We start from the raw sequence: 26,813 nt of genomic DNA on the forward strand, positions 1-26,813 counted from the left end.
GATCACCAAGGATCCCACACAAAACCTATACAACCTTTAACCAGTTCAATATGCACTGCACAATTAGCCAGAGAGAACGCTTCTTGTTTGAATTATTTTAAACAAGACATTCAAACCTAATACCTTTCCATTACAACCTTCACGCTGCGCAACAATTCAATGCACCGTTCACAGCACTTGCACAAACTAACTCTTTAGATAATTAGCCGTCTAAACGCCTAATAAATACAACTGACCGAACCTGCCAGATAGCGCTGAATATCGCTCGGCACATTCATGATGAAACTTCAGGGCCGTCCACAACCCGGGCCCCATCTTCGAGCACTCCCTGCGCCCTTTTCACCGATGGCCTGGCTGATAGCACGCTAATGCTGTGAGAGGTTGTTTCGAGCAAGAAGCGATCAGCTGATTTACACTGCCCTCATCAATCTCATCTGTAACAAGGAAATAACCTATGGGCGTGCTCAATGAATTCAAGGCCTTCGCGGTCAAAGGCAACGTGGTCGACATGGCTGTCGGCATCATCATCGGCGCTGCTTTCGGCAAGATCGTTACGTCGTTTGTCGGCGACCTGATCATGCCGCCAATCGGGATGCTGATCGGTGGCGTGGACTTCAGTGACCTGGCGATTACGCTCAAAGCTGCGGACGGTGCCGCCCCGGCGGTGATGCTTTCATACGGCAAATTCATTCAGACCATCATCGACTTCATCATCGTCGCCTTCGCGATCTTCATGGGTGTCAAAGCCATCAACCGCCTGAAGCGCGAAGAATCCGTGGCGCCTTCCCTGCCGCCGGTTCCGACCAAGGAAGAAGAGTTGCTGGGCGAGATCCGCGACCTGCTGAAGGCCCAGAACAACAGGCCTTGAATGCATTGGCTGGATAAAAAACGGCGCCCGTGAGGCGCCGTTTTTTTTACCAGAAGTTTTCCACCGCCACCTGCCCGGGTCGTCGGCTCAAGCTCAGGTGCATGTCGCGCTGCTTGAGCAGTTTGCGTGTGTCATCGATCATTTGCGGGTTACCGCACAGCATCACCCGCGAGTGCTCAGGGCTCAGCGCTACGCCAGCCGCCCGCTCCAGCTCGCCATTTTCGATGAGCGTCGTGATTCGTCCGTTCAGGGTTCCGGGATGCAGTTCGCGCGTGACCGTCGCGATGAATTGCAGTTTATGTGCGTACTCCGCCAGATACTCTCGTTGTGCCAGCCCGGCAATCAGCGCCTGATAGGCCAATTCCCGGGTTTCACGCACGCTGTAGACCAGAATGATGCGCTCAAATTTCTCCCAGACCTCGAAGTCCTGAAGTATCGAAAGAAACGGGGCAATGCCCGTGCCGGTGGATAACAGCCACAGGTCACGCCCGTCGACAAAACGGTCAAGCGTCAGGTAACCAAAGGCCTGGCGGTCAACCAGCAGTGTATCGCCGATACCCAGGCGACTGAGCTCGCTGGTGAACTCGCCTCCCGGGACGACGATGGAAAAGAACTCCAGGAACTCATCAAAGGGCGATGACACCATGGAATAGGCGCGCCATACCGTACTGCCATCCGCTCTGATAACCCCCAGCCGTGCAAACTGCCCTGCGCGAAAACGGAAGCCTGTATCACGGGTGGTGCGCAACGTGAACAGGTTCTCCGTCAACGGCTGTACGTCGAGCAAGGTCTGATGCGTGAATTTCTCTTCGCTGGCGGTCATGGGGCGCTCCATTCAACAGATACGGGCAGTGTCCCGCAAAGTCCGGAGCGTAACCACCCATAGTTTGTAATGTCTTTAATGCCTGTAAGTTATTGATATTGAATTATCACGTTCGATAACAACATTAAATGTCAGATGGCATTTCAATAGTACTCTTCTGATTAAGAACCAGAGGTGTACTTTTTCTTATTTACAAGAGCAAAAAAGTCACAGCGTTGCGCTAGGAATTATCCTACACTCGTGGCGTGCCGGATTTCGGATCCAAGAAAGCACCCAGAGGACTCGCGCAAATGGAGAGCAAGAATGGAGATCTGGAAGGAATCACAGCTTAAAACGCTTTCACATACACAAGAGATCAATACTGCCTACCGATTGTCGCTTAATTTTATCAGGAATCTCGGATACGAATTTTGTGGATTTTCAGTAACGTCTAACAGCAGTGCGGCAGATTTAAATATTGTGAACCTGAACAATTTCCCTCGGATGAGGAGTCATCCGCCTGAACCAAACAGCGTTATCCACAAAAACCCGATAGTAGCCCATTGCAATCAATCCGAGCTGCCGATTCTCTGGAGCGAAGAGCTTTTTTCCCGGGTGCCACGGCTTTGGCAAACGCTGCAACATCAAGGTTTGCACCACGGCTGGTCGCAAGCGATCCACGATGAAGAAACAGGATTGCTCAGCATCCTGAGCCTGGCAAGAAGCCACTGCCCGATTTCAGCCTTTGAGCTGTATGAAAACATGGGGTTCACGGTTTTCATCAGCCGCCACCTGCACGCCTTGGCAGCCCGGACACACCCGAAAAAACCGCCCTGCCTCGAGACATCACCATTATCGGTGCGGGAAATAGAAGTATTGAGGCTGTCAGCCGATGGCAAGACCGCCTTTGAGATCTCCAAGATTCTCAGTTTGAGTGAACGCACAGTCAATTTTCATGTACACAAAGCCATCCAGAAGCTAGGCGTTAACAACAAAATGGCGGCAGTCATCGCCGCGACCAGGTCCGGAGCCATCTGAAAACGCTCACCAGCGGGAAAACCTGCGAGTAATCCCACCGAAAAAAAAGTACCATTTGCGACCCTCCTGAGTGATGACGCGTGATCCTTTCGCGACGCAATACACTCGGACGGCTCCGCCCGCTTCAACGCCCTCGGGCTGCGGAACATCCGTTGACAACCCAGAGCCCCGCCCCATGCCTTTGCTCGAAACACCTTTCGCCAACCTTGACCTGATCCGTCAGCCGGAACAGCAAAACGAACCGCTGCAAGCCTTCGATGCCGCTGACGAATACCTGCTCAACTATCTGGCCGAACAGCAACCGACAGCGGACACCCGGGTGTTGGTGCTCAACGACAGCTTCGGCGCTTTGGCCGCCAGTCTGGCAGGAAAAGTCCAGGTGATCAGCAGTGGTGATTCGTACCTGGCCGCACAGGGGCTGGAAAAAAACCTTGTACGCAACGGCTTGGCGTTTGATGCCGTGGCGAGCGTGCCGGCCAGCGAAGCGTTGGTCGGGCCGTTCGATCGCGTGCTGGTCCGGGTACCGAAAACCCTGGCACTGCTGGAAGAGCAACTGATCCGCCTGCAAAGCCAATTGGCGCCCGGCGCTCAAGTGATTGCCGGTGCCATGATCAAGCATTTACCAAGGGCGGCGGGCGACTTGCTGGAGCGTTACATCGGTCCGGTGCAAGCCTCGTTGGCGGTGAAAAAGGCGCGTTTATTGATCGCAACAGCCGAAACCAAAGCGCCCGCCACTTCACCCTACCCGACTCGTTATCGACTCGAAACGCCTGCGATTGAACTGCTCAACCACGCCAATGTGTTCTGTCGCGAAGGCCTGGACATTGGCACGCGAGCCTTCTTGCCGCACCTGCCAAAAAACCTGGGTACGGCGCGGGTCGCCGATCTCGGCTGCGGCAACGGGGTATTGGCTATCGCCAGCGCCCTGCAAAATCCGCAAGCCCACTACACGCTGGTGGATGAATCGTACATGGCCGTGCAATCGGCCGGCGAAAACTGGCGCGCGGCGCTGAGTGACCGGGAAGTGATCGTGCGCGCCGATGACGGTCTGGCCGGGCAGGAACCGCAATCGCTGGACGTGGTGCTGTGCAACCCACCCTTTCATCAGCAACAGGTCGTGGGCGACTTTCTCGCCTGGAGGATGTTTCAGCAGGCCCGGGAAGCGCTGGTCGTGGGGGGCGCGCTGTACATCGTCGGTAATCGTCACCTTGGCTATCACAGCAAACTGGCGCGGTTGTTCCGTGGTGTCGAGCAAGTGGCGGCCAATCCGAAATTCGTGATCCTCAAGGCACGCAAGTAACAGGCAAAAAAAACCCTCCAGCCGGAGGGTTGTAAATCCGCGCCTGATGGCGACGGGATGGGATGTCTGGTGGTTCAGTGGGTGGTCAGGCCAGCGGCGTTCATGAACATGCGCATCAGGCTGGCGACGATGAACAATGCACCGACGCTGCCCGCCCAGATCATGGCCAACCAGCCAAGCCGCTGCCACAGCGGCTTTTTTTCGGCTTCTTCAATGTCGTGCAAGGTGTGTTTGCCGCTCATTGTTTAGACCTCCTTTAGTGGTAACCATCCTCGTGGGTCACCTTGCCGCGGAACACGTAGTAGCTCCAGAAGGTGTAACCCAGGATGAACGGGATGATGAACAGCGTGCCTACCAGCATGAAGCCTTGGCTCTGCGGCGGTGCGGCGGCGTCCCAGATCGAGATCGACGGCGGCACGATATTCGGCCACAGGCTGATACCCAGCCCACTGTAGCCGAGGAAGATCAGCACCAGCGTCAGCAGGAACGGCGTGTAATGCGCGTTGCGTGCGACGGCGCGGATCAGGCCGTACATCGTGACCAACACCAGAATCGGTACCGGCAGGAACCAGAACAGGTTCGGCAAGGTGAACCAGCGCGCCGCAATCTCGGCGTGGGCCAGCGGGGTCCAGATGCTGACGATGCCGATCACCGCCAACAACACGAACGCCAAGGGCCGCGCCAGGTCGTGCATCTGTTCCTGCAACTTGCCTTCGGTCTTCATGATCAGCCATGTACAACCGAGCAGCGCATACGCCACGACGAGGGCCGCACCACAGAACATCGTGAACGGTGTCAGCCAGTCCAGTGAACCACCAGCAAACTGCCGATTGACCACTGGCAGCCCATCGATGAAAGCCCCGAGCGCAACACCCTGGAAGAATGTTGCAGTGACCGAGCCACCGATGAACGCCTTGTCCCACAAGTGTCGTTTGTCGTCCCTGGCCTTGAAGCGGAACTCGAAGGCCACACCACGGAAAATCAGCCCGATCAGCATGAAAATCAGCGGCAGATACAACGCCGAAAGCACCACCGAATAAGCCAGCGGGAAGGCGCCGAACAGCGCTGCACCACCCAGTACCAGCCAGGTTTCGTTGCCGTCCCACACAGGGGCGACGGTGTTCATCATCACGTCACGGTCGGTTTTGCCCGGAATGAACGGGAAGAGAATCCCGATACCCAGATCGAAGCCGTCCATGACCACGTACATCATGATGCCGAAGATGATGATCACGGCCCAGATCAGCGGAAGATCAATACCCATGATTCAAATCTCCTTGGTCACGGTGTGGCCGGCATCAGCGTGATCGTCGTCGGCGGCGGACAGCGGACGGGCGGGCGTGCGTTTCTGGCCGGGGCCACCGTCGTTGGTTTCCTTGCCTTCGTCGATCTTCGGCCCTTTGCGCACCAGGCGCATCATGTAGCCAAGACCGGCGCCGAACAGCGCGAAATACACCACGACGAACAGGATCAGGGTGATGCTCATCTGCATGAAGCTATGGTTGGAGGACGCGTCCGCCGTGCGCATCAAGCCATACACCACCCATGGCTGACGGCCGATTTCCGTGGTGAACCAGCCAGCGAGAATCGCGATCAGGCCGGACGGTCCCATCCATAACGCCAGGTACAGGAACGGTCGCGAGGTGTAGAGCTTGTCGCGCTTGCGCAGCCACAAGCTCCACAACCCGGTGAAGACCATCAGGAAACCCAGACCAACCATGATCCGGAACGACCAGAACACGATGGTCGAATTCGGCCGGTCTTCAGGCGGGAACTCCTTGAGCGCCGGCACCTGTTTGTCCAGCGAGTGCGTGAGGATCAGGCTGCCGAGGTACGGAATTTCGACGGCGAATTTGGTTCTCTCTTCTTTCATGTCCGGCCAGCCGAACAGGATCAACGGCGTCGCCTCGTCACCTTTGTTTTCCCAGTGTCCCTCGATCGCGGCGATTTTCGCTGGCTGATGCTTGAGCGTGTTAAGGCCGTGGAAGTCACCGATGACGGCCTGGATCGGCGCGACAATCAGGGCCATCCACATCGCCATCGAGAGCATTTTACGGATCGCCGGGTTGTCCTTGCCGCGCAACAAATGCCAGGCCGCCGAGGAGCCGACGAAGAACGCAGTCGCAACGAACGCCGCCGTTGCCATGTGCATCAGGCGGTACGGGAACGACGGGTTGAAGATCACCGCCAGCCAGTCGGTCGGAATCACCTGGCCGTTGATAATTTCAAAACCTTGCGGGGTCTGCATCCAGCTATTGGACGCGAGAATCCAGAAGGTCGAGATGAGTGTGCCTATGGCCACCATGACCGTGGCAAAGAAGTGCAGGCCGCGTCCGACTTTGTTCCAGCCGAACAGCATGACCCCGAGGAACCCGGCCTCGAGGAAGAATGCGGTCAACACTTCATAGGTCAATAGCGGACCGGTCACGGACCCGGCGAAGTCCGAGAAGCGGCTCCAGTTGGTGCCGAACTGATAGGCCATGACCAGGCCCGAGACCACCCCCATGCCGAAGTTGACGGCAAAGATCTTCGACCAGAAGTGGTAGAGGTCACGGTAGATGTCGTTATGGGTTTTCAGCCACAGGCCTTCGAGTACCGCCAGGTAACTCGCCAGACCGATGGTGATGGCCGGAAACAGGATATGGAACGAGATGGTGAACGCGAACTGAATTCGGGCGAGATCAAGTGCCTCTAAACCGAACATAAGTCTTCCTCTGTCAGGTAGTACGGCTGCGGGCTGAAAGCCTGCACCCACGGCCCCCACGGGTATGGACTGTGGCGAATCTCTGTTTGTTCTTTTTTTATACGCATCACAACGCAGGGTCTGGCCAACCGGCCACCGGATCAATTCCGTTTGAGGGTTTTGATCTGGATCAATCAACGTTGAAAGAGTAGTCCCATTTCCGGGGATGACTCGCGTGGTCTTTTGCCGCGTGACAAGTTGCCTCAGGGTTGGCGAAATGGCCTGAAACATTCTTGGTGTGGCGAGGGAGCCTGCTCCCTCGCCACATGATTTTCCATTGAGTGGACAATCGATGTCTGGCTAACTAAATTTTCCGTCACTGCAACTTCCTGTTACAGGTTGATGATAACCTCGCCATTCCCCTCCCCCAGATTTGCCGCAGATGCCCAGCCAAGAGCCCTTGCTGTTACGTCACCATCGTCCGTTCCTAGCGTTCTGGCTGGCCCGGGTTTTCACCGCCAGCGGTTTTCAGATGCTCACGGTGGCCATCGGCTGGAACCTGTACCAACTGACGGGCAACGTACTCGACCTCGGGCTGGTCGGCCTGGTGGAGTTCGCCCCACGCGTGTTGTTCATGCTGCACACCGGGCACGTCGCGGATCGCTATGACCGGCGCAAGGTCGCGGCGATCTGCCAGTCGTTGCAAGCACTGATCGCCCTGTCGCTGGCCATTGGCAGTGCGACCGATCATGTCACTCGGGAATTGATCTTCATCCTCGCCTTTCTGCTCGGTGCGGCCCGCTCCTTCGAAATGCCGACCACTCAGGCCCTGCTGCCGAGCATCGTGCCCAGCGCGTTGTTTCCCCGGGCTGTTGCTGCCGCGCAGTCGGCCCAGCAATCGGCAACCATCGTCGCGCCAGCCCTCGGCGGTTTGCTCTATGCCTTCGGCAGTGTCTGGGTGTATGGCCCCACCGTGCTCCTTTACGTGATCGCCTGTTCCTTGATGCTCAACCTGCCCGCACGGCAAACGCCGCTGAACAAAGGCAAGGCCACGCTGGATTCGCTGCTGGCAGGTATTCGCTTCATTCGCAGCCGACCGGACATTCTCGGGGCTATCTCGCTGGATTTGTTTGCCGTGCTGCTGGGGGGTGCAACGGCGCTGCTGCCGGTATTCGCCAAGGACATTTTGCTGACCGGACCGTGGGGGCTCGGCCTGTTGCGCTCGTCACCGGCAGTGGGTGCCTTGCTGATGTCACTGTTCCTGGCGCGATTTGCCGTGGAACGCAACGTCGGCCGCGTGATGTTTACGGCCGTGGGTGTGTTCGGCGTGGCGACCATCGCCTTCGGCCTGTCGACCTCGTTCTGGTTCTCGCTCGCCGTGCTGGTGGTGCTGGGCGCCGCCGACATGATCAGCATGGTGATCCGCGCGTCGTTCGTACAACTCGAAACCCCGGACGAAATGCGCGGCCGGGTCAGCGCCGTGAACGGGTTGTTCATCGGTGCTTCCAACCAGCTGGGCGAATTTGAATCGGGGTTGACCGCCCACTGGTTCGGTACCGTACCGGCCGTGGTCATGGGTGGCATCGGTACGCTGGTGGTGACCGGCACCTGGATCAAGCTGTTCCCGAGCCTGGCCAATCGCGACCGGATGCATGTGCCCAAGGAAGAAGTGAAGGCCTGACCCTCACTTGACCAACAACTCCCCCGCCACTGCCGAACGCGTGGCTTTGCCGCAGAGTTGCTCGACCAGGGCCAGGGCAAACGCCAATGCCGCGCCCGAGCCTTGGGCGGTGATGCAATTGCCGTCGACCACCACCGGCTGATCGACGAAATTGCAACCCGACAGCTGATGACTGGCCGAAGGCAGGCAGGTCATGCGCCGTTGCCGCAATACACCGAAGGCTTGCAGCGCCACCGCAGGCGCTTCGGCGATACCGGCGAACAGGCGACCGGTTGCGGCCTGGTCCTTGATCAATTGTTGCAAGGGTTGATGGCCCGCCAAGTGCTGCACCCCGACCGCACCACCCGGCAAGGCGATCAGGTCGAAAGGTTGAGCGAGCAAATCCACCAACATCGCATCGCAGGTCAGGCGGGTACCGCGGGCGCAGGTCAACATCCGTCGGCCCTCGATGCTCGCCACCACGACTTCGACCTGAGCGCGGCGCAGCACATCGATCAGCATAACTGTTTGCAAATCATCGGTGCCCTCGGCGAGGGCAATCAAGGCACGAAAGGTCATGGGCTACGATCCAAAGAATGATTCTTAAAGCGTAGTCAGCTTTCCCGCCCCTGTTCGGGACTGGTCGTTACTTGATGTGAAGCTGCGTCGACAGCGTATTGCCCGGCGCGTTGAGCGAGGTGTTGCTGAAGCTGAAAGTGCCTTCCTGTTTGCCCGCGAGATCGAAGGCATATAAATAGCCGACGGTTTTTTCCCCCGGGGTGCAGGTGGTCAGGTTGCCATTCCTGAAAGCACAGACCGGCGTGCGGGTGCCATTCACTTCGAAACCGTCCAGCGCGACACGGGGCTCACGGCCGTAACCGACTTCCAGCACGTAAACAAGAATGTTCGAGCCGCTGTGGTCACAGCGCGTCTGTTTTTGTCCCTCGTCGATGCTTTCGACGCCGCAGGAAGGTGAAGCGACCTTGAGCACCTTCACTTCACTCAAGCGCGGGGCCGATGCTGCCTCGGCCGCTTGGGTCCCGAAAAACAACGCCATCAATACGCCAAATACGCCAGCCAGACGCTTTTTCATGCAGGACCTGTCCACCTCAAAAAACAGCGCGCAGTATGGCGCACTTGGCTTTCTCGCAAAACATCGACGACGATCACAGCCATAAGCAGCCATAACCCCACGCTGCTGGTATGATGCGCGGCTTTTTCCGGTCCACAGTATTTTTCAGGCGCGTTCTGCGGTCTGTGCTTTGCTGTTGAGGTCGATACATTCACGGCGCCGGGCGCGCCACGGGGAGCAGACATGCTGGAAAGGCTGTTTCAACTCAAGGCACACAACACCAACGTGCGGACCGAGATTCTGGCGGGCGTCACGACCTTCTTGGCCATGGCCTACATTCTGTTCGTCAACCCGAGCATCCTCGGTGAGACCGGCATGGACAAGGGCGCGGTGTTCGTCGCCACCTGTCTGGCAGCCGCTATCGGCTCCGCAGTCATGGGCCTGATCGCCAACTACCCGATCGCGCTCGCACCGGGCATGGGCCTCAATGCCTTCTTCACTTATACCGTGGTCCTGCACATGGGCCATACCTGGCAAGTGGCGCTGGGTGCGGTGTTCATCTCGGCGGTGTGCTTCTTCCTGCTGTCGATCTTCCGCATCCGCGAATGGATCATCAACAGCATCCCGCTGCCGCTGCGCTCGGCGATTGCCGCCGGTATCGGCCTGTTCCTGGCGCTGATCGCCCTGCACAACGCCGGCATCGTGGTCAGCAACCCGGCGACCATGGTTGGCCTCGGTGACCTGAAACAACCGGCACCGATCCTCGCCACCCTCGGTTTCGCCCTGATCGTCGCCCTTGAAGCCCTCGCCGTGCGCGGTGCGGTGCTGATCGGCATTCTGGTGGTGACCATTATTGCCATCGTCATGGGCTTCACCCCGTTCGGCGGCGTGATGTCGATGCCGCCATCGCTGGCGCCGACGTTCCTGCAACTGGATATCAAAGGCGCACTGGACATCGGTCTGGTCAGCGTGATTTTCGCCTTCCTGTTCGTCGACCTGTTCGACAACTCCGGCACCCTGATCGGCGTCGCCAAGCGCGCCGGCTTGATGGGCAAGGACGGCCATATGCCGAAAATGGGCCGTGCGCTGATCGCTGACAGTACAGCCGCGATGGCCGGTTCCCTGCTGGGCACCTCGACCACCACCAGTTACATCGAATCTGCTGCGGGCGTGAGTGCCGGGGGCCGCACCGGCCTGACCGCCATCGTCGTGGCGATCCTGTTCCTGCTGGCGTTGTTCTTCTCGCCACTGGCCGCCAGCGTTCCCGCCTTCGCCACTGCGCCAGCGCTGCTGTTCGTCGCCGTGCTGATGACTTCCGGCCTGGCCGAAATAGACTGGGACGACATCACCGTCGCCGCGCCGGTGGTCATCACCGCGCTGGCCATGCCGTTCACTTATTCCATCGCCAACGGCATCGCCTTTGGCTTCATTGCCTGGACCGCCATCAAGTTGATGTCCGGTCGCGGCCGTGAGCTGAACCCGGCGCTGGTGATCCTGTCGATTCTGTTCGTGATCAAGCTCGGTTGGTTCAACGCATGACTTTTGATTCCCAGGCCTACGCCGCACAGCTCGAAGACAAGGTCACGCGCTTGCGTGACCTGCTGGCCCCGTTCGATGCGCCCGAGCCGACCGTGTTCGACTCACCGCTGCAGAACTTCCGCCTGCGCGCCGAATTTCGCCTGTGGCGTGAAGCCGGCGATCGTCATTACGCGATGTTTTCCCAGGAAGACAAACGCACGCCGATCCTGATCGAAGCGTTCCCGATTGCCAGCCTGCGCATCAATGAACTGATGCCCAAGCTCAAGGCCGCGTGGCAAGCCAGTGCGCCCCTGAGCAACAAGCTGTTCCAGGTGGAGTTCCTGACCACCCTGGCCGGCGATGCGATGATCACTTTGTGCTATCACCGTCCGCTGGACGAGCACTGGCACGCGGCGGCCACAAAACTGGCAGCCGACCTGAACGTCAGCATCATCGGCCGTTCCAAGGGCAAGCGCGAAGTCATCGGTCTCGATTACGTCGTCGAGAAGCTGGAAGTCGGCGGCCGCACCTTCAGCTACCGCCAGCCAGAAGGCGCGTTCACCCAGCCCAACGGCACGGTGAACCAGAAAATGCTCAACTGGGCATACGATGCGCTTGGCGATCGCTCCGATGATTTGCTAGAGCTGTATTGCGGCAACGGCAACTTCACCCTGCCCCTCGCCACCCGCGTGCGCAAAGTGCTGGCCACTGAAATCAGCAAGACCTCGGTCAACGCAGCCTTGAGCAACCTCAGCGAAAACGCTGTGGATAACGTCACTCTGGTGCGTTTATCCGCCGAAGAGCTGACCGAAGCCCTGAACGAAGTGCGCCCGTTCCGTCGCCTGCACGGCATCGACCTCAAGAGCTACGAGTTCGGCAGCGTCTTCGTCGACCCGCCGCGCGCCGGCATGGACCCGGACACGTGCGAGCTGACCCGACGCTTCGACAACATCCTGTACATCTCCTGCAACCCGGAGACCCTAGCAGCCAACATCGCCCAACTGCACGACACGCATCGCATCACCCAATGCGCGATGTTCGACCAGTTCCCGTGGACTCACCACATGGAATCCGGAGTGTTGTTGACCCGGCGTTGATTGCATCTGCAACCTACAAAAAAACCGTCCTCGTGACGGTTTTTTTGTATTAAGTGCTCAAGCCTTATGGCGAGCGCTCGCGGCCGTTTACTCTGCTGTACCCGCAAAGTCGCCATGTGCCGCTGCGCTTGAGGGCGTTCATCGATTTCCTCGTCGAGCGTTTGCCGCGTTAAACGCTGAAAGTGTCCGATCACCGCCCAGAAACAGCCCGCGAGCATTCACGTCAATTGACCGAATTAACCAGTTAGTACAATTTATCTCCACAGGCTGAAATCTTCGGCCGATTCCAAAAATAATAAGTGGAGAGATTGCGATGTCCCCTATCGTTCTGGTGCTCAACGGCCCGAACCTGAACCTGCTCGGCACCCGCGAACCGGCAACCTACGGCCATGAAACCCTGGCCGATATTTCGGCCCTGTGCGGACGCGCGGGCGAGGAGTTCGGCCTGACGGTGGAGTTTCGCCAGACCAATCATGAAGGCGAATTGCTCGACTGGATTCACGCCGCCCGTGGTCGCTGCGCCGGGATCGTGATCAACCCGGCGGCGTGGACGCACACTTCCGTCGCCATCCGCGACGCGTTGGTTGCCAGCGAACTGCCGGTGATCGAAGTCCACTTGTCCAACGTCCACGCCCGTGAACCCTTCCGCCACCACTCGTTTGTATCCGCCATCGCAACGGCCGTGCTTGCCGGTTTCGGCAGCCATGGCTATCGCCTGGCGCTGGAGTATTTCAGTCAGCGTTTGAAGGGGTGACCACCGTGACTCAGAACTCCGTGATCCTGGCCGGGCTGATCGGCGCCGGCATTCAGGCCTCCCGCACGCCTGCGCTGCATGAGCATGAAGGCGATGCCCAAGGTCTGCGTTATCTCTATCGCTTGATTGACCTTGATCAGTTGAAGCTCGACAGCAATGCCCTGCCCGACCTGTTGATGGCGGCCGAGCGCATGAACTACACCGGGCTGAACATTACCTTTCCGTGCAAGCAGGCGATCATCCCGCTCCTCGACGAACTGTCGCCGGAGGCGCGCGGCATCGGTGCGGTCAACACGGTGGTGCTCAAGGATGGCAAGCGCATCGGCCACAACACCGATTGCCTTGGATTTGCCGAGGGATTTCGCCGGGGCCTGAAAGGCGTTGCCGTTGAGCGTGTCGTCCAGATGGGCGCCGGCGGAGCAGGTGCGGCGGTGGCCCACGCATTGTTGAGCGAAGGCGTACAACAGCTGAGTATTTTCGACGTGGATATCAGCCGCGCCCAAAGCCTCGCCGACAATCTGAACCAGCATTTCGGCAATGGTCGTGCGGTGGCCGGGCATGATTTGGCGCTGACGCTGGCCCAGGCTGATGGTCTGGTGAACACCACGCCGATGGGCATGAAAAAACTGCCGGGCATGCCGGTGCCGGTGGAGCTGCTGCGCGCCGAACTGTGGGTCGCGGAGATCGTCTACTTCCCGCTGGAAACCGAACTGCTGCGCAACGCCCGCGCCCTCGGTTGCCGGACGCTGGATGGCGGCAACATGGCGGTGTTTCAGGCGGTGAAGGCGTTCGAGTTGTTCAGCGGCGTGGTGCCGGATGCCCAGCGCATGCTTGAGCATTTCCAGAGCATGAATGACTGAAGCGCCAACCCTGGATGTTTCGTAGGAGCCGGCTTGCTGGCGAAGCAGGCGATGCGGTGAATCAGGTCAGCCGCCTTCGCTGGCAAGCCAGCTCCTACAGGGTGTTGCGTGAATGTGATTGGTTGAGAACCAAGACAATCAAGCCTGCAAGTAACGCAACACCGACTCACAAATCATCTCGCGATGACGTTGTTTGACCGCCTCGGCCGGCAGGTCGATCTGAAAAATCTCACCCACGGTATGGCGGTTCGAAACCCGATAGAAGCAGAACGAGCTGATCAGCAGATGCACATCCAGCGGCACCAGGCCTGCGCGGAAAACACCTTCCTCGACACCCCGACGCAGAATCACTCCGAGGGAATCAAGCACGGTGTTGTTCATCGCCCTGATCGCATCGGAACGCTTCACAAACTCGGCGTTGTGAATGTTTTCGATGCTGACAATCCGCACGAAATCAACGTTACGGTCGTGGTGATCAAAGGTGAATTCAACCAGACGTCGAATCGCTTCTACCGGCGCCAACTCTGTCAGGTGCAAGCGGCTTTCGGTGTTGCGAATATCGCCGTAGAGCTTCTCCAGCACCTCGACGTAGAGCTGTTCCTTACTGCCGAAGTAGTAATAGATCATGCGCTTTGAGGTGTGGATGCGCTCGGCGATTGCGTCGACGCGGGCACCGGACAGCCCCTGCTGGACGAACTCGACGATCGCCTCCTGCAGGATGTTTTCGCGGGTCTTTTCCGGGTTGTTCTTGCGACTCTTGCGCGGCTCGGCAACGGTCTGGTCGGGCACTGGGGAGGGTTCTGAAATAGTTGTCATCGCGGGCTCACGGCCATCACTGCACAGGCTGGCGATTATGGGCCGCGCGGCACAGTGAAGGAAGCCGCGCGGTAGCGCTTTTGTCGCCGTGATTACGATTTTCCTACAACTTTGTCTGACGTACGGCGCCGCTTCTGGATTTTGCCATCGCCGCCAACCGCACCGCTACGTTAGCCGCACCGTAACCGGCGTAACCGTTCTTGCGCTGGATGATCTCGAAGAAAAACCGCCCTTCGAACGGCTCGGTGTACACATGAAACAGCTCGCCGCCGTGGGCATCGCGGTCGTACAGCACGTTGTAATACGCCAGTTCGCTGAGGAACTCATCGTCGAAATCGAAGCGTGCCGCCAGGTCATCGTAGTAATTGAGCGGGATGTCCAGCAGCGGCACGCCCGCCTCTTTCGCTCGGCTGACCTGGGCGAAGATATCGTCACAATCAAACGCGATGTGATGCACCCCGGAGCCGCGATAACTCGACAGCGCGTGTGAGATCGCGGTGTTGCGGTTCTCGGAAATGTTCAGCGGCAGACGGATCGAACTGTCCCGACTGCGCAGGGCCCGGCTCTTCACCAGACCATACGGGTCGGGCAACACCACTTCATCGTCCGCTTCGAAATCCAGCAGGCTTTTGTAGAACAATACCCAGCTGTCGAGGCTGTCGGCCGGCAATGCCATGGCCATGTGATCGATGCGCTTGAGTCCGCCACCAGCCACTGCATCCGCCAACAGATTGAAGTCGGTGCCGTACACATCGGCGTGCTGGTCCACCAGGTAGATCAGGCTGCCATCCGGTGCGCGCACAGCGGCGAGCTCCAGCTCATTGGGGCCGACCAGTCCGCGATACGGCTGCCCCTTGTAAGCCACGGCCCGGGCCAGCGCACTGGCGCTGTCCGTGACCCGAACAGCGGTGGCACACAGCGAGGGACCGTGGGCCTCGAAAAAACTGTGGGCAAACGAGTACGGTTCGGAGTTGAGGATCAGGTTGATATCGCCCTGACGAAACAGGCTGACGCTCTTGGAGCGATGTTGCCCGGCCTTGGCAAAACCCAACCGTTCCAGCCAATGGGAGAGTTTGGCGCCGAGGCTTTCGTCCACGGCGAATTCGAGAAATTCGATGCCGTTGTATTCACTGGCCTTGGGCGTCTCGAACAGGATCTCGGTATTGGTCGCTGGCTGGGTTTCCATGGCCAGACGCTCACGGGTTTTCTCTTCCAGATACAGCAGCGAACGCAGTCCATCGGCGGCATTGGCCCTCGGTGGTGCGGCGCGGAAGCCGTCGTTGAAGATTTCCAGCGACAACGGCCCGGTGTAGCCACTCTTGATGATCGGCGCGAGGAACCCCGGCAGATCGAATTCGCCCTGGCCGGGGAAGCAACGGAAATGCCGGCTCCACTCCAGCACGTCCATGGCCAGGATCGGCGCGTCGGCCATTTGCACGAAGAAGATCTTGTCGCCCGGAATCTCGGCGATGGCACTCGGATCGCCCTTGAGCGACAACGTGTGGAAGCTGTCGAGCAACACGCCGAGGCTCGGATGATCCGCCTGACGGACAATGTTCCAGACCTGTTGATACGTGTTCACGTGCCGGCCCCAGGCCAGCGCTTCGTAGCCGATGCGCAAACCACGCGCACCGGCGTGTTCCGCCAGCAGGCGCAAGTCATCGACTAAAATTTGTTCATCGCCAACGGAGTCGGCCGAGGCGTTGCTGCACACCAACACCAGGTCAGTGCCCAGTTCCTGCATCAGGTCGAACTTGCGCTCAGCCCGCTCCAGGTTGCGTGCCAAGCGATCGCGGCGGCAGCCCTCGAAATCGCGAAACGGTTGAAACAGGGTGATGGCGATCCCGAGATCGGCGCACATCTGTTTAATTTCCCGCGGGCTGCCGTCGTAGTAGAGGAGGTCGTTCTCGAAAATCTCGACGCCGTCGAAACCGGCGGCGGCAATGGCTTCGAGTTTTTCCGGCAGGGTACCGCTCAAGGACACGGTGGCAATGGAACGCTGCATGGTTCGGCTCCCGGTGGAGGCAATCTTGTTAAGGGCGTTGCACGCTTTGAGTAGAGGGTCGCGTTTGGCTTGCGAGAATTATTGAGCTGACAGGCTGACACAGCAATTCAAAGTGTACTATCCAGTTAGTTTTGTGTGCGATTATCGAACAAAATGGCCGTAGGCGAATTGACGGTTTTTCGTCCACTGCCCAACATCGACTCCACATTGAGGCCATACCGGTCGCGGTGAATAACAACGAGTTCGATGCTTCAGAACACCACATAACAAATTCAAAAACGGGTGGCACACATGATTCCTTCCCAAAGCTCACGCATGGCTCCGGCCATGAGCGTCACTGCCGGCGGTATCGGCGACAAAATCCGCGGCGCCATGGCGGTTGGCAAAACCCGTTGGGGCATGCTGGCACTGGTGTTTTTCGCCACCACCCTGAACTACATAGACCGCGCCGCCCTGGGCGTGATGCAGCCGATCCTGGCCAAGGAAATGAGCTGGACGGCGATGGACTACGCCAACATCAACTTCTGGTTCCAGGTCGGTTATGCGATCGGTTTCGTGCTGCAAGGGCGCTTGATCGACCGGGTCGGCGTCAAGCGCGTGTTCTTCTGCGCCGTGCTGCTCTGGAGCCTGGCGACCGGCGCACACGGCCTCGCCACTTCGGCGGTCGGCTTTATGGTTTGCCGTTTCATCCTCGGCCTGACGGAAGCGGCGAACTACCCGGCCTGCGTGAAGACCACGCGCCTGTGGTTCCCGGCCGGCGAGCGCGCCGTAGCGACCGGTATCTTCAACGCCGGCACCAACGTCGGGGCAATGTTCACCCCCATGCTGTTGCCGCTGATCCTGCATGTGTGGGGCTGGCAAGCCGCGTTCATGTGCATGTCGGCACTGGGCGGGATCTGGTTGCTGTTCTGGGGCCTGAAATACTTCAACCCGGAAGATCATCCGAGCGTGAATCAATCTGAGCTCGACTACATCCAGAACGAAGTCGAACCGGAACAAACCCGCGTACCGTTCTCGAAAATCCTGCGCATGCGCGGCACCTGGGCCTTCGCCCTCGCCTACTCGATGACCGCGCCGGTTTTCTGGTTCTACCTGTACTGGCTGCCACCGTTCCTCAATCAGCAATACAACCTGGGCATCAACGTGACCCAGATGGGTATCCCGCTGATCATCATTTACCTCACTGCCGACTTCGGCAGCGTCGGCGGCGGCATCCTTTCCTCGTTCCTGATCGGGCGCGGAGTCAACCCGATCAAGGCGCGGCTGATGTCGATGTTCCTGTTCGCCTGCTGCATCATCGGCGTGATCATGGCGGCCGGTTCCAGCAACCTGTGGGTCGCGGTAGCCGCCATCTCCCTGGCCATCGGTGCGCATCAAGCCTGGACCGCGAACATCTGGAGCCTGGTCATGGACTACACGCCCAAGCACATGATGAGTACGGTGTTCGGTTTCGGCGGGATGTGTGCGGCGATTGGTGGGATGTTCATGACTCAGTTGGTCGGCCATATCCTGACCGTCACCAATAACAACTACACCGTGCTGTTCACCATGATTCCGGCGATGTACTTCATTGCGCTGACCTGGATGTACTTCATGGCGCCGCGCAAGATTCCGACCATCACCGACTGACGTTCGGCGCATTACCCCCTGTAGGAGCGAGCATGCTCGCGAAAAACCGAGCGCGATGCGGGTATCCAGACAACCCGCGTCATCGTTAACGAACATCGCGAGCAGGCTCGCTCCTACAGGTCGTTTCTTTTTGGGCTTTTACCGGCGGCTTTGCTGCCACGCCGCCGCCAACCCACTACAGCAAATCACGGCGATACCGATCACGGTGGTCAAGGTCGGCGTGTGGGAAAACAGCAGCCAGCCCAGCAGGCCGGCAAAGATGATCTGGCAATAGCTGAACGGCGCCAGCAGCGCCGGTGCCGCGAGACGGAACGCCTGGGTCAAAAACAGATGGGCCGTCATCCCGCAGGCGCCCAGCGCCAACATCATCGCGCCATGCTCCAGGTTCGGCGTCTGCCAGAAGAACGGCACCAGCGCACTCATCACCAGCGTGTTGCACAAGCCTGCAAAGAAGTTGCTGGTGGTCGGGCTGTCGATCTCGCTGAGCTTGCGCGTCAGCAGTTGATAGAAGCAGAAAAACAACGCCGAGCAGAATGGCAGCAACACCGCCGGGGTAAACAAATCCCCCCCCGGGTGCACAATGATCAGCACCCCGCCAAACCCGAAAATCACCGCCAGCCACTGCCCCCGCGTCACTCGTTCGCCCAATAGCGGCACCGACAGCGCGGTAACGAGCACCGGCGCGAGAAAGTTGACCGAGGTGGCTTCGGCCAGCGGTATGTACATCAACCCCGTGGTAAAAAACAGGCTGGTGCCCAACAGGCACAATGCGCGAATCAGCTGAAGCCACGGCCGTTTGGTGCGCAGCACCCGCAGCCCGGATTGCGGCAGGAAAATCCCGGCCATCAGCAATGTGTGCACCACGTAACGCGCCCACACCACCATGACGATTGGATAGAACCCAGAGAGGTATTTGGAAAAAGCGTCGTGAGTGGAAAACAGGAAGGTGGCGACAACGATCAACAGGATCCCTTTGAAGGGCTGATTGACGCCGGAAAGCGGGGTGCTGTTAAGCGACGTCAAGACGAAGTCCTTTTAAAGTTGATGCGCGATTCGAACAATCTAGAACCTGGTTCCACTTTTTCACACAGGGAAAGCGAAATAACGGGCGAACACCGCACGCTTCATAGTGAAGCAGATGACACGCGCTCAAATAAACAACTCAGACGCCTGGCTCGCCTCCGACAACTCCTCAGTGTATTTCAGCAACGTGGGTGCCAGTTCATGCAATAGCGCACCAGGCAATCGTGCACTCGGCCCCGCCACACTGAGCACGCCGATCACACGGTTATCCAGCGGGTGGCGTATCACCGCCGCAATCGCCGATGTGCCCACTGCCGAACTTTCTTCGACCCAGGCATAACCCTGCTCCCGAGCCAGACGCAAACGTTCCAGCAATTCAATGTTCGAGCGTGGCGCATTCGGCCCGATGTCGTAAGGCAATTCTTGTGCTTGCTGCTCCACCCGCGACAATGCCTCGGCATCACTCATGCTGGCCAGCCACGCGTGCCCGGAAGCGGTGTAGAACAACGGCGCGTCGCGTCCCATGTCCGGGTCGTAACGCAGGCCCGAGCGGGCGCCTTGGGATTTGGCGATCCAGACTTGTCGCTCGCCCTGGATGACGCCCAGTCGAACCAGTTCACCGGTTTCCCGGGCCAAACGATCGAGCACCGGCTGAACGATATCCGCGCCGCTGACCGACAAATAACGAAACCCCATGGCGACCAGTCTGGTCGACAGGTGATAGCGCAGGTTTTCCGGATTTTGCCGTACGTAGCCCAAACGGATCAGCTCGGCGAGCAGACGATGAGTCGCACTTTTGGGGATATCCAGTTGCTCGGCCAACGTCTGCATCGGCAGCCCCTGAGGCTCCCCCGTGAGACTTTCCAACACGCTGAAGACACGCTCGATCTGACTGCCAGCCATGGGACGTTCCAAAACGAAATTTTGCTGATTCTAGAAGATAAGACCAATGAAGCGAAATCTGGAACCAGAAGCACAACGAGCAGTCTGACGACCGGACTGGCGCCGGTCCTACTCAACAGCAACACTCATCGCACGGACAACCAGAGGATTTCTACATGCTATGGAAAAAAGGCCGACGCAGCGACAACGTGGTCGATGCCCGCGGTGATGATGTCGGCGGTGGCGGTGGCGGCATGCGTTTTGGTGGCGGCAAGGGTTTGAGCCTGACGGCGATCCTCCTGATCGTCGGCATCGGCTGGATCACCGGCCAGGACCCGCTGCAAATCCTCGGGCAGTTGACCGGACAAATGGATCAGCAATCGGCACCGGCGACCAACCCGAGTCGTCAGGCACCACCGGCCAACGATCAAGGGGCTGAGTTCGTACGCTCGATCCTCGGCGATACCGAAGACACCTGGGGCCAGATCTTCCAGCAGGCCGGTCGTCAATATAAGGAGCCGACGCTGGTGCTGTTCAGCAACCGCGTCAATTCGGCCTGTGGCCTGGCCACCTCCGCAACCGGCCCGTTCTACTGCCCTGCGGACCAGAAGGTTTACCTGGACATGGCGTTCTTTGAGGAGATGTCCCGACGATTTTCTGCCGCTGGCGATTTCGCCCAGGCCTACGTGATCGCTCACGAAGTCGGACACCATGTGCAGACCTTGCTCGGCGTCTCCGCGAAAATTCAGGCAGCACGTCAACAGGGTCGGCAGATGGAAGGTGACGGCGGCTTGCTGGTCCGCCAGGAGCTGCAAGCCGATTGCCTGGCCGGGGTCTGGGCCAACAACGCACAAAAACGCCTGAACTGGCTGGAACCGGGCGATATCGAAGAAGCACTGAATGCAGCGAACGCCATTGGTGACGATCGTTTGCAGCAACAAGGTCAGGGCCGTGTGGTGCCGGACTCGTTCACCCACGGTACGTCGGCGCAACGAATGCGCTGGTTCAAAACCGGTTTCGCCCAGGGCCAGGTGGGCCAGTGCGATACCTTTGCGGCGAAAAATCTGTAAATGAAGAAGTGGTTGTTGTTTTTGCTGTTCACTTGCACAACGTCCCAGGCCACCGAGCATGGGGTCAAGGAAGTCAGTCCCGGACGCCTGCTCTTGAGATCCGGCGAAATAGCGGTGGGCATCAGCCCCGCGCCGGAAAAAATCGAGCGGGTGCTGATCATCCTCCACGGTCGCTCGCGCAACGCGCAAACCTATCTGCAGACGGGTGAACGCGCGGTCGAGCTGGCCGGGCAAAGCGCAACGACCCTGGTGATCGCCCCGCAGTTTCTCAACGAAACCGACGTCGCGCTGCAACCGGTGGCGGACACCGTTTTACGCTGGCAAGGCAACGAGTGGATGGCCGGCGGCGAATCCACGGCGCCGTTTCGCATGAGCGCCTACCAGGCGCTGGACGACATCATCGCCCGCCTGGGTGACCGCCAGCAGTTTGCGGATGTGAAGCAGATTGTGGTTGCCGGGCATTCCGGCGGCGCGCAGGTGGTTCAGCGCTATGCACTGCTTGGCCACGCTCAGCCAGCCCTCGAAGCGGCGGGTGTGAAGGTGCGATATGTGATTGCCAACCCGTCGTCTTACGCCTATTTCGATGAGCGTCGGCCGGTGGCGTTCAGCCACGCCGGTTGCCCGCAGTTCAATCGCTGGAAATATGGATTGGCTGATTTACCCGCGTACGGCGAAGGACAATCGCCCGCGCAGTTGCAGGAAAAGTACCTCAAGCGTGACATCGTTTACCTGTTGGGCCAGCAGGACACCGACCCGAATCATCCGGCGCTGGATAAAAGCTGTGAGGCCAAGGCTCAAGGGCCGTATCGGTTGGCGCGGGGGCGGTTCTATTTTGATTATCTGAAGCGGTTGCAACCCAAAGGACTGCATCAGCAACTGATAGAAGTGCCCGGGGTCGGGCATGACGGCGACGGGATGTTTACATCGCCGCAGGGGCAGAAGGCGTTGTTTGATTAAAAAATCGCAGCCTTCAGTAGGCGCTACCGAAGGCTGCGATCTTTTGATGCAGAGAAATCAAGCGCAAAGCATCTGCCGCAACGCCACACAATCCGCCGCATGCCAATCGGTCAAATCCGGCCACGGATTGTCCGGCAGATTCACCAGTACCGTCCGCGTACCCGCTGCGCGGCCGCAATCCAGGTCAAACCGGTAGTCACCGACCATCACCATCTCGCTCGTCGGCACGTTCCACGCGTCGGCCAGTTTCAGCAAACCGCCGGGATGTGGCTTCGGTGGCGCTTCATCGCGACCCAGTACATCGTCCACCGCAAAGCAGTCGGCCAGACCGATAGCTTCCAGCGTGACGTGCGCCAGCTCGCGGGCGTTGCGCGTGAGGATGCCCAGGCGATAACCGCGACCCGCCAGTTCACGCACCAGTTCCACGGCACCCGGCGCGGGTTTCGAACCCAGCGCCAGGTCTCGTTCGTGCTCCAGCAACCAAGCGTGTTTGGCCGCCGCTTCATCCGCCGGTAACGCGGCGAGATGGGTCAGGATGTCGTCCTCGGCCGGAATCGCCAACGCCACACGAATCGCCGCGAAGTCATGCACCGCCACGGTCAGGGTGCCGTCCATGTCGAACACCCAATGACGCACGTCGGCCAGGCTCATGCCCAATCCTTGCGATGACGGATCAGCCCTTCCTGGGTCACCGACGCCACCAGTTGCCCGGCACGGTTAAACACGCTGCCACGGTTGAAGCCCCGCGAGTTGCCGGCCCAAGGGCTGTCCATCGCGTAGAGCAACCAGTCGTCCGCGCGCAAATCCTGGTGGAACCACAGCGCGTGGTCGAGGCTGGCGACCTGCATATCCTTGTGCCAGACCGTTTTGCCGTGAGGTTGCATGGAAGTCACCAGCAGGCCGAAGTCCGAGGCATAGGCCAGCAGATATTTGTGCAGTGCCGCGGAGTCGGCCAAGGCGCCGTCGGCGCGAAACCAGACGTACTTGACCGGGTCGGACGGCAGCGGGTTGTAGGGATCTTTTTCGGTCACCGGGCGGAACTCGATCGGCTTGGGGCACAGCAGCTTTTCACGCATCGTCTCGGGGATCAGATGGGCGCGCTGCTGAGTGATTTCCAGCTCCGATGGCAAGTTTTCCGGGCCGACCACTTTCGGCATTTCAGTCTGGTGCTGGAAGCCTTCTTCGTCGTACTGGAACGACGCGCTGCACGTAAAGATCGGGTGGCCTTTCTGGATCGCCGTCACCCGGCGCGTGCTGAAACTGCCGCCATCGCGCACCCGGTCAACCTGGTACACCACCGGCAAACCGGCGTCGCCCGGGCGCAGGAAGTAGCCGTGCATCGAATGCACATGGCGCGCCTCTTCAACGGTCTGACTGGCCGCCGACAGCGACTGGCCGAGCACCTGGCCGCCGAACAACTGGCGAAAACCCAGGTCCTGGCTGCGACCACGGAACAGGTTTTCTTCGATCGGTTCCAGGGTCAACAGGTCGACCAGATCTTCCAACACTTGGCTCATTCAGACTCTCCTCACACAACACATTGCCGCGCAGTCTTGGCTGCGGCGGTCGATACAGTTTCCGGACCGGCCCATGGTGGCCATTGTAAACGTCCGTGCCGGCTTAGCCATGCAAGGTTTGCAGCCATTGTTCACGGCTGATGCGGTACAGCACGTGGTGACGCAAGGGATGATCCGCGGAGAGTTTCGGGTGGTTGAAGTCATCGGCCGGATCATGATGCATGCCGATCGCCTGCATGACTTTCTGCGAGGGCAGGTTGTTGTCAGCGGTGAACGACACGACTTCATTCACGCACAAGCGATCAAACCCGCAGCGCAGAGCGGTCCATGCCGCTTCACTGGCATAACCCAGCCCCCAATGTTCGCGGGCCAGGCGCCAGCCGATTTCGGTCGCTGGGGTAAACGGTGCGTCGAAACCGACCACGCCCAGCCCGGTAAAACCGATGAACTGGCCCGTGTCCTTGCGTTCCAGGGCCCAGAGACCGAAACCATGCTCGGCAAAATGACCACGGATTCGCCCGATCAATGATGCACTTTCCAGTCGGCTCAGAGGCTCCGGAAAGTAACGCATCACCTGCGGATCGGCACACATCGCCGCAAATTCCGGCAAATCCTCGTCTCGCCACTGGCGTAACAGCAGCCGAGCGCTTTCGAGTTCCAGTATTGGCTCCATCGTTCCCCGCCCCTCCGTTTGCATGCTGCAAGTCTACAACGCTGGTAGGATCCGTCTCTCATTCCCGCACGAAATCATCATGCCGCTGCCGCTGATTTATCACGAAGAGTACAGTCCTGAATTCCCGGCGGATCACCGCTTTCCCATGGACAAATTTCGCCTGCTGCGCGATCACCTGATAGACAGTGGTCTGACCCGCGACGCCGATTTGCTGCGCCCGCCGCTGTGCCCGGCAGAGATTCTCGCCCTCGCCCATGACCCTTCGTATATCGAACGCTACATGAGTGGCGATTTGTCCCGCGAAGATCAGCGCCGCCTCGGCCTGCCGTGGAGCGAAGCGCTGGCGCGGCGAACGGTGCGGGCGGTCGGCGGTTCGATACTGGCGGCCGAACAGGCGCTGGAACATGGCCTGGCCTGTCACCTGGCGGGCGGCACCCACCATGCTCACTACGACTACCCGGCCGGGTTCTGCATCTTCAATGACCTGGCGGTGATCAGCCATTACCTGCTGCAAAGCGGTCGTGTGAACCGGGTACTGATCTTCGATTGCGATGTGCACCAAGGCGACGGGACTGCACGAATTCTGCACAACACCCCGGAAGCGGTGACCGTTTCCCTGCACTGCGAGAAGAACTTTCCCGCACGCAAGGCCGAAAGTGACTGGGACATTCCACTGCCCAAGGGCATGGGCGATGCGGATTACCTGAAAGTGGTGGATGACGCGCTCAATTATCTGTTGCCGCTCTACCAACCGGACCTGGTGCTGTACGACGCAGGCGTCGATGTGCACAAAGACGACGCCCTGGGTTATCTGAAGCTGACAGACGAAGGCGTCGCCGCCCGGGATGAAAGCGTCATGCGTCATTGCCTGGGCCGGGACATCCCGGTAGTCGGGGTGATCGGCGGCGGCTACAGCAAGGACCGCCTGGCGCTGGCTCGTCGGCACGGCATCCTCCATCACAGCGCGCAACGGGTCTGGGCGTCATCAGGTTGTCACTGACGTGTGGATGCTTTACCCACAATGCCTGTGGAACTGCCTGTGGATAACCTGAGTGAAAGGGCCTACAGCCCTTGCTACTTAAAGGCTACAGAACAGTGGTTGTTTTTTAACCAGCATTAGAAAACACCGCTCCCCCTGTGGGAGCGAGCGTGCTCGCGATGGCGTAGGCACATTCAAGGCATAACCTTCTGACAGACCGCTATCGCGAGCACGCTCGCTCCTACAGGGTATCGGGCTGGTAGAATGCGCGACTTATCCAGCCAAACCGCAGCGCATTCCATGACCCAGCCTTCAAATACCTCCCCTTCTACGGTCGCCATCATCGGCGGTGGCCCCGCCGGTTTGATGGCGGCTGAAGTGTTGAGCCAGGCCGGGATCAAGGTCGACCTGTACGACGGCATGCCTTCAGTCGGTCGAAAATTCCTGCTGGCCGGTGTCGGCGGCATGAACATCACCCATTCCGAAGCCTATCCGGCATTTCTCTCACGCTACGCCGAACGCGCCCCGCAGATCGCGCCGTTGCTGCGAGGTTTCAGTGCCGATGCGTTATGCCAATGGATTCATGATCTGGGCATCGAAACCTTCGTCGGCAGTTCCGGCCGGGTGTTTCCGACCGACATGAAAGCCGCGCCCTTGCTGCGCGCCTGGCTCAAGCGCCTGCGGGACAGCGGCGTCGTTATCCACACCCGTCACCGTTGGCTGGGCTGGAATGACCAAGGTGACTTGCGCATCGACAGCCCGGAAGGCGAAAAAACCGTGCAAGCCGACGCCACCCTCCTCGCCCTCGGCGGCGGCAGCTGGTCGCGCCTGGGCTCGGACGGTGCGTGGATGTTGCCATTGGAGCAACGCGGTGTAGGACTCGCGCCCTTGCAGCCAAGTAATTGCGGCTTCGAGGTGCAGGCATGGAGCGATTTGATGGTCAGCAAATTCGCCGGCGCCCCGCTGAAAAACATCGCCATCGGTCTCAACGACGACGTGCCACGGCTGGGTGAATGCGTGATCACCGCCACCGGCATCGAAGGCAGTTTGATCTACGCCCTGTCGGCACCGATTCGTGAAGCAATCAACCAGCACGGTTCGGCAACGATTCATCTGGACCTGTTACCGGGCCGGCCTGTGGATAAAGTGACGGCGGCATTGAGCAAACCCCGGGGCTCACGCTCCATGGCCAAGCACTTGCACAGTCAGTTGGGCATCGATGGCGTGAAAGCGGCGCTACTGCGGGAACTGACCCCTGCCGAAATATTCACTGACCCGGCCCTGCTGGCCAACGCGATCAAGGCATTGCCCCTGACGCTGGTGAAAACCCGTCCACTCGATGAGGCCATCAGCAGCGCGGGTGGAGTTTTGTTCGAAGCAATGGATGAGCGATTGATGCTCAAGCAAATGCCTGGCGTGTTTTGCGCCGGGGAGATGCTCGACTGGGAAGCGCCGACGGGCGGCTATTTGCTGACCGCGTGTTTCGCCAGTGGCCGGGCGGCCGGATTGGGAATGTTGCAGTGGTTGCAGCGCAAGGGCTGAAGACCGCGCAGCGCCCATCGCCAGCAGGCTGGCTCCCACAGGGGATTTGTGTCGTTCACAAAAACCTG

The 26,813-nt window shown here is 59.3% G+C and carries 26 protein-coding genes and 1 pseudogene; 14 read left to right on the top strand and 13 right to left on the bottom strand.

The annotated features are described in order from the left end of the window. The first annotated feature begins 454 nt into the window (after window positions 1–454). Window positions 455–868, top strand: coding sequence for a large-conductance mechanosensitive channel protein MscL (gene mscL / locus CKW19_RS06795; RefSeq protein WP_095057195.1), 414 nt, complete (start codon window positions 455–457; stop codon window positions 866–868). Between the two features lie 46 nt (window positions 869–914). Here mscL and CKW19_RS06800 read toward each other — a convergent pair whose 3' ends face one another. Further along, a complete protein-coding gene (locus CKW19_RS06800; RefSeq protein ID WP_095057196.1) occupies window positions 915–1,691 on the bottom strand; it encodes a ferredoxin--NADP reductase in 777 nt (258 codons plus the stop codon). A 303-nt stretch (window positions 1,692–1,994) separates the two neighbouring features. Here CKW19_RS06800 and CKW19_RS06805 point away from each other — a divergent pair, with 303 nt between their 5' ends. Both CKW19_RS06805 and CKW19_RS06810 read left to right on the top strand, forming a co-directional pair. Then, window positions 1,995–2,708 carry a LuxR C-terminal-related transcriptional regulator gene (locus CKW19_RS06805; RefSeq protein ID WP_095057197.1) on the top strand — a complete coding sequence of 238 codons (714 nt, stop codon included), beginning with the start codon at window positions 1,995–1,997 and terminating at the stop codon, window positions 2,706–2,708. A 175-nt stretch (window positions 2,709–2,883) separates the two neighbouring features. After that, window positions 2,884–4,008: a methyltransferase gene (locus CKW19_RS06810; protein ID WP_095057198.1), complete on the top strand. Its 1,125-nt coding sequence runs from the start codon at window positions 2,884–2,886 to the stop codon at window positions 4,006–4,008. A gap of 74 nt (window positions 4,009–4,082) precedes the next feature. On the opposite strand, the gene CKW19_RS06815 is transcribed toward CKW19_RS06810, so the two are convergent. The 3 genes from CKW19_RS06815 to CKW19_RS06825 are packed head-to-tail and all read right to left on the bottom strand — an operon-like array spanning window position 4,083 to window position 6,712. Continuing rightward, the gene (locus CKW19_RS06815) at window positions 4,083–4,250 is read right to left on the bottom strand and encodes a DUF2474 domain-containing protein (RefSeq protein ID WP_095057199.1); all 168 of its coding nucleotides are present in this window, start codon (window positions 4,248–4,250) and stop codon (window positions 4,083–4,085) included. A 14-nt stretch (window positions 4,251–4,264) separates the two neighbouring features. Then, a complete protein-coding gene (gene cydB, locus CKW19_RS06820) occupies window positions 4,265–5,272 on the bottom strand; it encodes a cytochrome d ubiquinol oxidase subunit II (protein ID WP_095057200.1) in 1,008 nt (335 codons plus the stop codon). Window positions 5,273–5,275: 3 nt separating this feature from the next. After that, a complete protein-coding gene (locus CKW19_RS06825) occupies window positions 5,276–6,712 on the bottom strand; it encodes a cytochrome ubiquinol oxidase subunit I (protein ID WP_095057201.1) in 1,437 nt (478 codons plus the stop codon). A 421-nt stretch (window positions 6,713–7,133) separates the two neighbouring features. Between CKW19_RS06825 and CKW19_RS06830 the strand changes: the two genes are divergently transcribed. Continuing rightward, window positions 7,134–8,372, top strand: a complete 1,239-nt coding sequence (locus CKW19_RS06830) for an MFS transporter (protein WP_095057202.1) — start codon at window positions 7,134–7,136, stop codon at window positions 8,370–8,372. Window positions 8,373–8,375: 3 nt separating this feature from the next. Here the strand turns inward: CKW19_RS06830 and CKW19_RS06835 are convergent, their stop codons facing one another. Both CKW19_RS06835 and CKW19_RS06840 read right to left on the bottom strand, forming a co-directional pair. Then, window positions 8,376–8,930 carry a DJ-1 family glyoxalase III gene (locus CKW19_RS06835; RefSeq protein ID WP_095057203.1) on the bottom strand — a complete coding sequence of 185 codons (555 nt, stop codon included), beginning with the start codon at window positions 8,928–8,930 and terminating at the stop codon, window positions 8,376–8,378. Window positions 8,931–8,997: 67 nt separating this feature from the next. Then, window positions 8,998–9,444: a DUF4879 domain-containing protein gene (locus CKW19_RS06840; RefSeq protein WP_095057204.1), complete on the bottom strand. Its 447-nt coding sequence runs from the start codon at window positions 9,442–9,444 to the stop codon at window positions 8,998–9,000. Between the two features lie 222 nt (window positions 9,445–9,666). Between CKW19_RS06840 and CKW19_RS06845 the strand changes: the two genes are divergently transcribed. The 5 genes and pseudogenes from CKW19_RS06845 (at window position 9,667) to CKW19_RS06865 (ending at window position 13,652) form a co-directional block, all read left to right on the top strand. Then, complete coding sequence (locus CKW19_RS06845) at window positions 9,667–10,962, top strand: NCS2 family permease (protein WP_095057205.1); 1,296 nt, start codon at window positions 9,667–9,669, stop codon at window positions 10,960–10,962. Then, entirely contained in the window at window positions 10,959–12,038 is a 1,080-nt protein-coding gene (gene trmA / locus CKW19_RS06850) for a tRNA (uridine(54)-C5)-methyltransferase TrmA (protein WP_095057206.1), read from the top strand. Before CKW19_RS06845 ends, trmA begins: the two co-directional genes overlap by 4 nt. A gap of 53 nt (window positions 12,039–12,091) precedes the next feature. Beyond that, window positions 12,092–12,211 (top strand): annotated as a pseudogene (locus CKW19_RS06855) (LysR family transcriptional regulator); the annotation flags it as partial. Between the two features lie 140 nt (window positions 12,212–12,351). Continuing rightward, window positions 12,352–12,792 carry a type II 3-dehydroquinate dehydratase gene (gene aroQ, locus CKW19_RS06860; RefSeq protein ID WP_095057207.1) on the top strand — a complete coding sequence of 147 codons (441 nt, stop codon included), beginning with the start codon at window positions 12,352–12,354 and terminating at the stop codon, window positions 12,790–12,792. 5 nt (window positions 12,793–12,797) lie between these two features. Further along, on the top strand, window positions 12,798–13,652 hold the full coding sequence (locus tag CKW19_RS06865; protein ID WP_095057326.1) for a shikimate dehydrogenase: 855 nt from the start codon (window positions 12,798–12,800) through the stop codon (window positions 13,650–13,652). A gap of 138 nt (window positions 13,653–13,790) precedes the next feature. Here the strand turns inward: CKW19_RS06865 and CKW19_RS06870 are convergent, their stop codons facing one another. Both CKW19_RS06870 and quiC read right to left on the bottom strand, forming a co-directional pair. Continuing rightward, window positions 13,791–14,468 (bottom strand): TetR/AcrR family transcriptional regulator, encoded by a 678-nt coding sequence (locus CKW19_RS06870; protein ID WP_095057208.1) that lies wholly within the window; start codon window positions 14,466–14,468, stop codon window positions 13,791–13,793. A gap of 103 nt (window positions 14,469–14,571) precedes the next feature. Next, window positions 14,572–16,473: a 3-dehydroshikimate dehydratase QuiC gene (gene quiC / locus CKW19_RS06875; RefSeq protein WP_095057209.1), complete on the bottom strand. Its 1,902-nt coding sequence runs from the start codon at window positions 16,471–16,473 to the stop codon at window positions 14,572–14,574. Between the two features lie 291 nt (window positions 16,474–16,764). On the opposite strand from quiC, the gene CKW19_RS06880 reads away from it, so the two are divergent. Next, window positions 16,765–18,102, top strand: coding sequence for an MFS transporter (locus CKW19_RS06880; RefSeq protein ID WP_095057210.1), 1,338 nt, complete (start codon window positions 16,765–16,767; stop codon window positions 18,100–18,102). A 138-nt stretch (window positions 18,103–18,240) separates the two neighbouring features. Here the strand turns inward: CKW19_RS06880 and CKW19_RS06885 are convergent, their stop codons facing one another. Further along, window positions 18,241–19,125 (bottom strand): DMT family transporter, encoded by an 885-nt coding sequence (locus tag CKW19_RS06885; RefSeq protein WP_095057211.1) that lies wholly within the window; start codon window positions 19,123–19,125, stop codon window positions 18,241–18,243. Window positions 19,126–19,251: 126 nt separating this feature from the next. Then, window positions 19,252–20,028 (bottom strand): IclR family transcriptional regulator, encoded by a 777-nt coding sequence (locus CKW19_RS06890; RefSeq protein WP_095057212.1) that lies wholly within the window; start codon window positions 20,026–20,028, stop codon window positions 19,252–19,254. A gap of 155 nt (window positions 20,029–20,183) precedes the next feature. Between CKW19_RS06890 and CKW19_RS06895 the strand changes: the two genes are divergently transcribed. Continuing rightward, the gene (locus CKW19_RS06895) at window positions 20,184–21,077 is read left to right on the top strand and encodes a neutral zinc metallopeptidase (protein WP_095057213.1); all 894 of its coding nucleotides are present in this window, start codon (window positions 20,184–20,186) and stop codon (window positions 21,075–21,077) included. Then, on the top strand, window positions 21,078–22,034 hold the full coding sequence (locus tag CKW19_RS06900; protein ID WP_095057214.1) for an alpha/beta fold hydrolase: 957 nt from the start codon (window positions 21,078–21,080) through the stop codon (window positions 22,032–22,034). Window positions 22,035–22,091: 57 nt separating this feature from the next. Here CKW19_RS06900 and CKW19_RS06905 read toward each other — a convergent pair whose 3' ends face one another. The 3 genes from CKW19_RS06905 to CKW19_RS06915 form a co-directional block, all read right to left on the bottom strand. Beyond that, on the bottom strand, window positions 22,092–22,685 hold the full coding sequence (locus CKW19_RS06905; RefSeq protein ID WP_095057215.1) for an HAD family hydrolase: 594 nt from the start codon (window positions 22,683–22,685) through the stop codon (window positions 22,092–22,094). Continuing rightward, on the bottom strand, window positions 22,682–23,551 hold the full coding sequence (gene tesB, locus CKW19_RS06910; protein WP_095057216.1) for an acyl-CoA thioesterase II: 870 nt from the start codon (window positions 23,549–23,551) through the stop codon (window positions 22,682–22,684). Before tesB ends, CKW19_RS06905 begins: the two co-directional genes overlap by 4 nt. A 103-nt stretch (window positions 23,552–23,654) precedes the next feature. Continuing rightward, window positions 23,655–24,224, bottom strand: a complete 570-nt coding sequence (locus tag CKW19_RS06915; protein WP_095057217.1) for a GNAT family N-acetyltransferase — start codon at window positions 24,222–24,224, stop codon at window positions 23,655–23,657. Between the two features lie 79 nt (window positions 24,225–24,303). On the opposite strand from CKW19_RS06915, the gene CKW19_RS06920 reads away from it, so the two are divergent. Beyond that, window positions 24,304–25,224 carry a histone deacetylase gene (locus CKW19_RS06920; protein ID WP_095057218.1) on the top strand — a complete coding sequence of 307 codons (921 nt, stop codon included), beginning with the start codon at window positions 24,304–24,306 and terminating at the stop codon, window positions 25,222–25,224. 279 nt (window positions 25,225–25,503) lie between these two features. Beyond that, entirely contained in the window at window positions 25,504–26,745 is a 1,242-nt protein-coding gene (locus tag CKW19_RS06925) for a TIGR03862 family flavoprotein (protein WP_095057327.1), read from the top strand. Window positions 26,746–26,813: the final 68 nt, after the last annotated feature.

It is taken from the genome of Pseudomonas sp. Irchel s3f7 (assembly GCF_900187615.1).
Lineage (GTDB): Bacteria > Pseudomonadota > Gammaproteobacteria > Pseudomonadales > Pseudomonadaceae > Aquipseudomonas.

Excerpts from the sequence above, each read along its gene's own strand:
- mscL (WP_095057195.1), top strand. The coding sequence starts at position 455 with ATGGGCGTGCTCAATGAATTCAAGGCCTTCGCGGTCAAAGGCAACGTG.
- CKW19_RS06800 (WP_095057196.1), bottom strand. The coding sequence starts at position 1,691 with ATGACCGCCAGCGAAGAGAAATTCACGCATCAGACCTTGCTCGACGTA.
- CKW19_RS06805 (WP_095057197.1), top strand. The coding sequence starts at position 1,995 with ATGGAGATCTGGAAGGAATCACAGCTTAAAACGCTTTCACATACACAA.
- CKW19_RS06810 (WP_095057198.1), top strand. The coding sequence starts at position 2,884 with ATGCCTTTGCTCGAAACACCTTTCGCCAACCTTGACCTGATCCGTCAG.
- CKW19_RS06815 (WP_095057199.1), bottom strand. The coding sequence starts at position 4,250 with ATGAGCGGCAAACACACCTTGCACGACATTGAAGAAGCCGAAAAAAAG.
- cydB (WP_095057200.1), bottom strand. The coding sequence starts at position 5,272 with ATGGGTATTGATCTTCCGCTGATCTGGGCCGTGATCATCATCTTCGGC.
- CKW19_RS06825 (WP_095057201.1), bottom strand. The coding sequence starts at position 6,712 with ATGTTCGGTTTAGAGGCACTTGATCTCGCCCGAATTCAGTTCGCGTTC.
- CKW19_RS06830 (WP_095057202.1), top strand. The coding sequence starts at position 7,134 with ATGCCCAGCCAAGAGCCCTTGCTGTTACGTCACCATCGTCCGTTCCTA.
- CKW19_RS06835 (WP_095057203.1), bottom strand. The coding sequence starts at position 8,930 with ATGACCTTTCGTGCCTTGATTGCCCTCGCCGAGGGCACCGATGATTTG.
- CKW19_RS06840 (WP_095057204.1), bottom strand. The coding sequence starts at position 9,444 with ATGAAAAAGCGTCTGGCTGGCGTATTTGGCGTATTGATGGCGTTGTTT.
- CKW19_RS06845 (WP_095057205.1), top strand. The coding sequence starts at position 9,667 with ATGCTGGAAAGGCTGTTTCAACTCAAGGCACACAACACCAACGTGCGG.
- trmA (WP_095057206.1), top strand. The coding sequence starts at position 10,959 with ATGACTTTTGATTCCCAGGCCTACGCCGCACAGCTCGAAGACAAGGTC.
- aroQ (WP_095057207.1), top strand. The coding sequence starts at position 12,352 with ATGTCCCCTATCGTTCTGGTGCTCAACGGCCCGAACCTGAACCTGCTC.
- CKW19_RS06870 (WP_095057208.1), bottom strand. The coding sequence starts at position 14,468 with ATGACAACTATTTCAGAACCCTCCCCAGTGCCCGACCAGACCGTTGCC.
- quiC (WP_095057209.1), bottom strand. The coding sequence starts at position 16,473 with ATGCAGCGTTCCATTGCCACCGTGTCCTTGAGCGGTACCCTGCCGGAA.
- CKW19_RS06880 (WP_095057210.1), top strand. The coding sequence starts at position 16,765 with ATGATTCCTTCCCAAAGCTCACGCATGGCTCCGGCCATGAGCGTCACT.
- CKW19_RS06890 (WP_095057212.1), bottom strand. The coding sequence starts at position 20,028 with ATGGCTGGCAGTCAGATCGAGCGTGTCTTCAGCGTGTTGGAAAGTCTC.
- CKW19_RS06895 (WP_095057213.1), top strand. The coding sequence starts at position 20,184 with ATGCTATGGAAAAAAGGCCGACGCAGCGACAACGTGGTCGATGCCCGC.
- CKW19_RS06900 (WP_095057214.1), top strand. The coding sequence starts at position 21,078 with ATGAAGAAGTGGTTGTTGTTTTTGCTGTTCACTTGCACAACGTCCCAG.
- CKW19_RS06905 (WP_095057215.1), bottom strand. The coding sequence starts at position 22,685 with ATGAGCCTGGCCGACGTGCGTCATTGGGTGTTCGACATGGACGGCACC.
- tesB (WP_095057216.1), bottom strand. The coding sequence starts at position 23,551 with ATGAGCCAAGTGTTGGAAGATCTGGTCGACCTGTTGACCCTGGAACCG.
- CKW19_RS06915 (WP_095057217.1), bottom strand. The coding sequence starts at position 24,224 with ATGGAGCCAATACTGGAACTCGAAAGCGCTCGGCTGCTGTTACGCCAG.
- CKW19_RS06920 (WP_095057218.1), top strand. The coding sequence starts at position 24,304 with ATGCCGCTGCCGCTGATTTATCACGAAGAGTACAGTCCTGAATTCCCG.
- CKW19_RS06925 (WP_095057327.1), top strand. The coding sequence starts at position 25,504 with ATGACCCAGCCTTCAAATACCTCCCCTTCTACGGTCGCCATCATCGGC.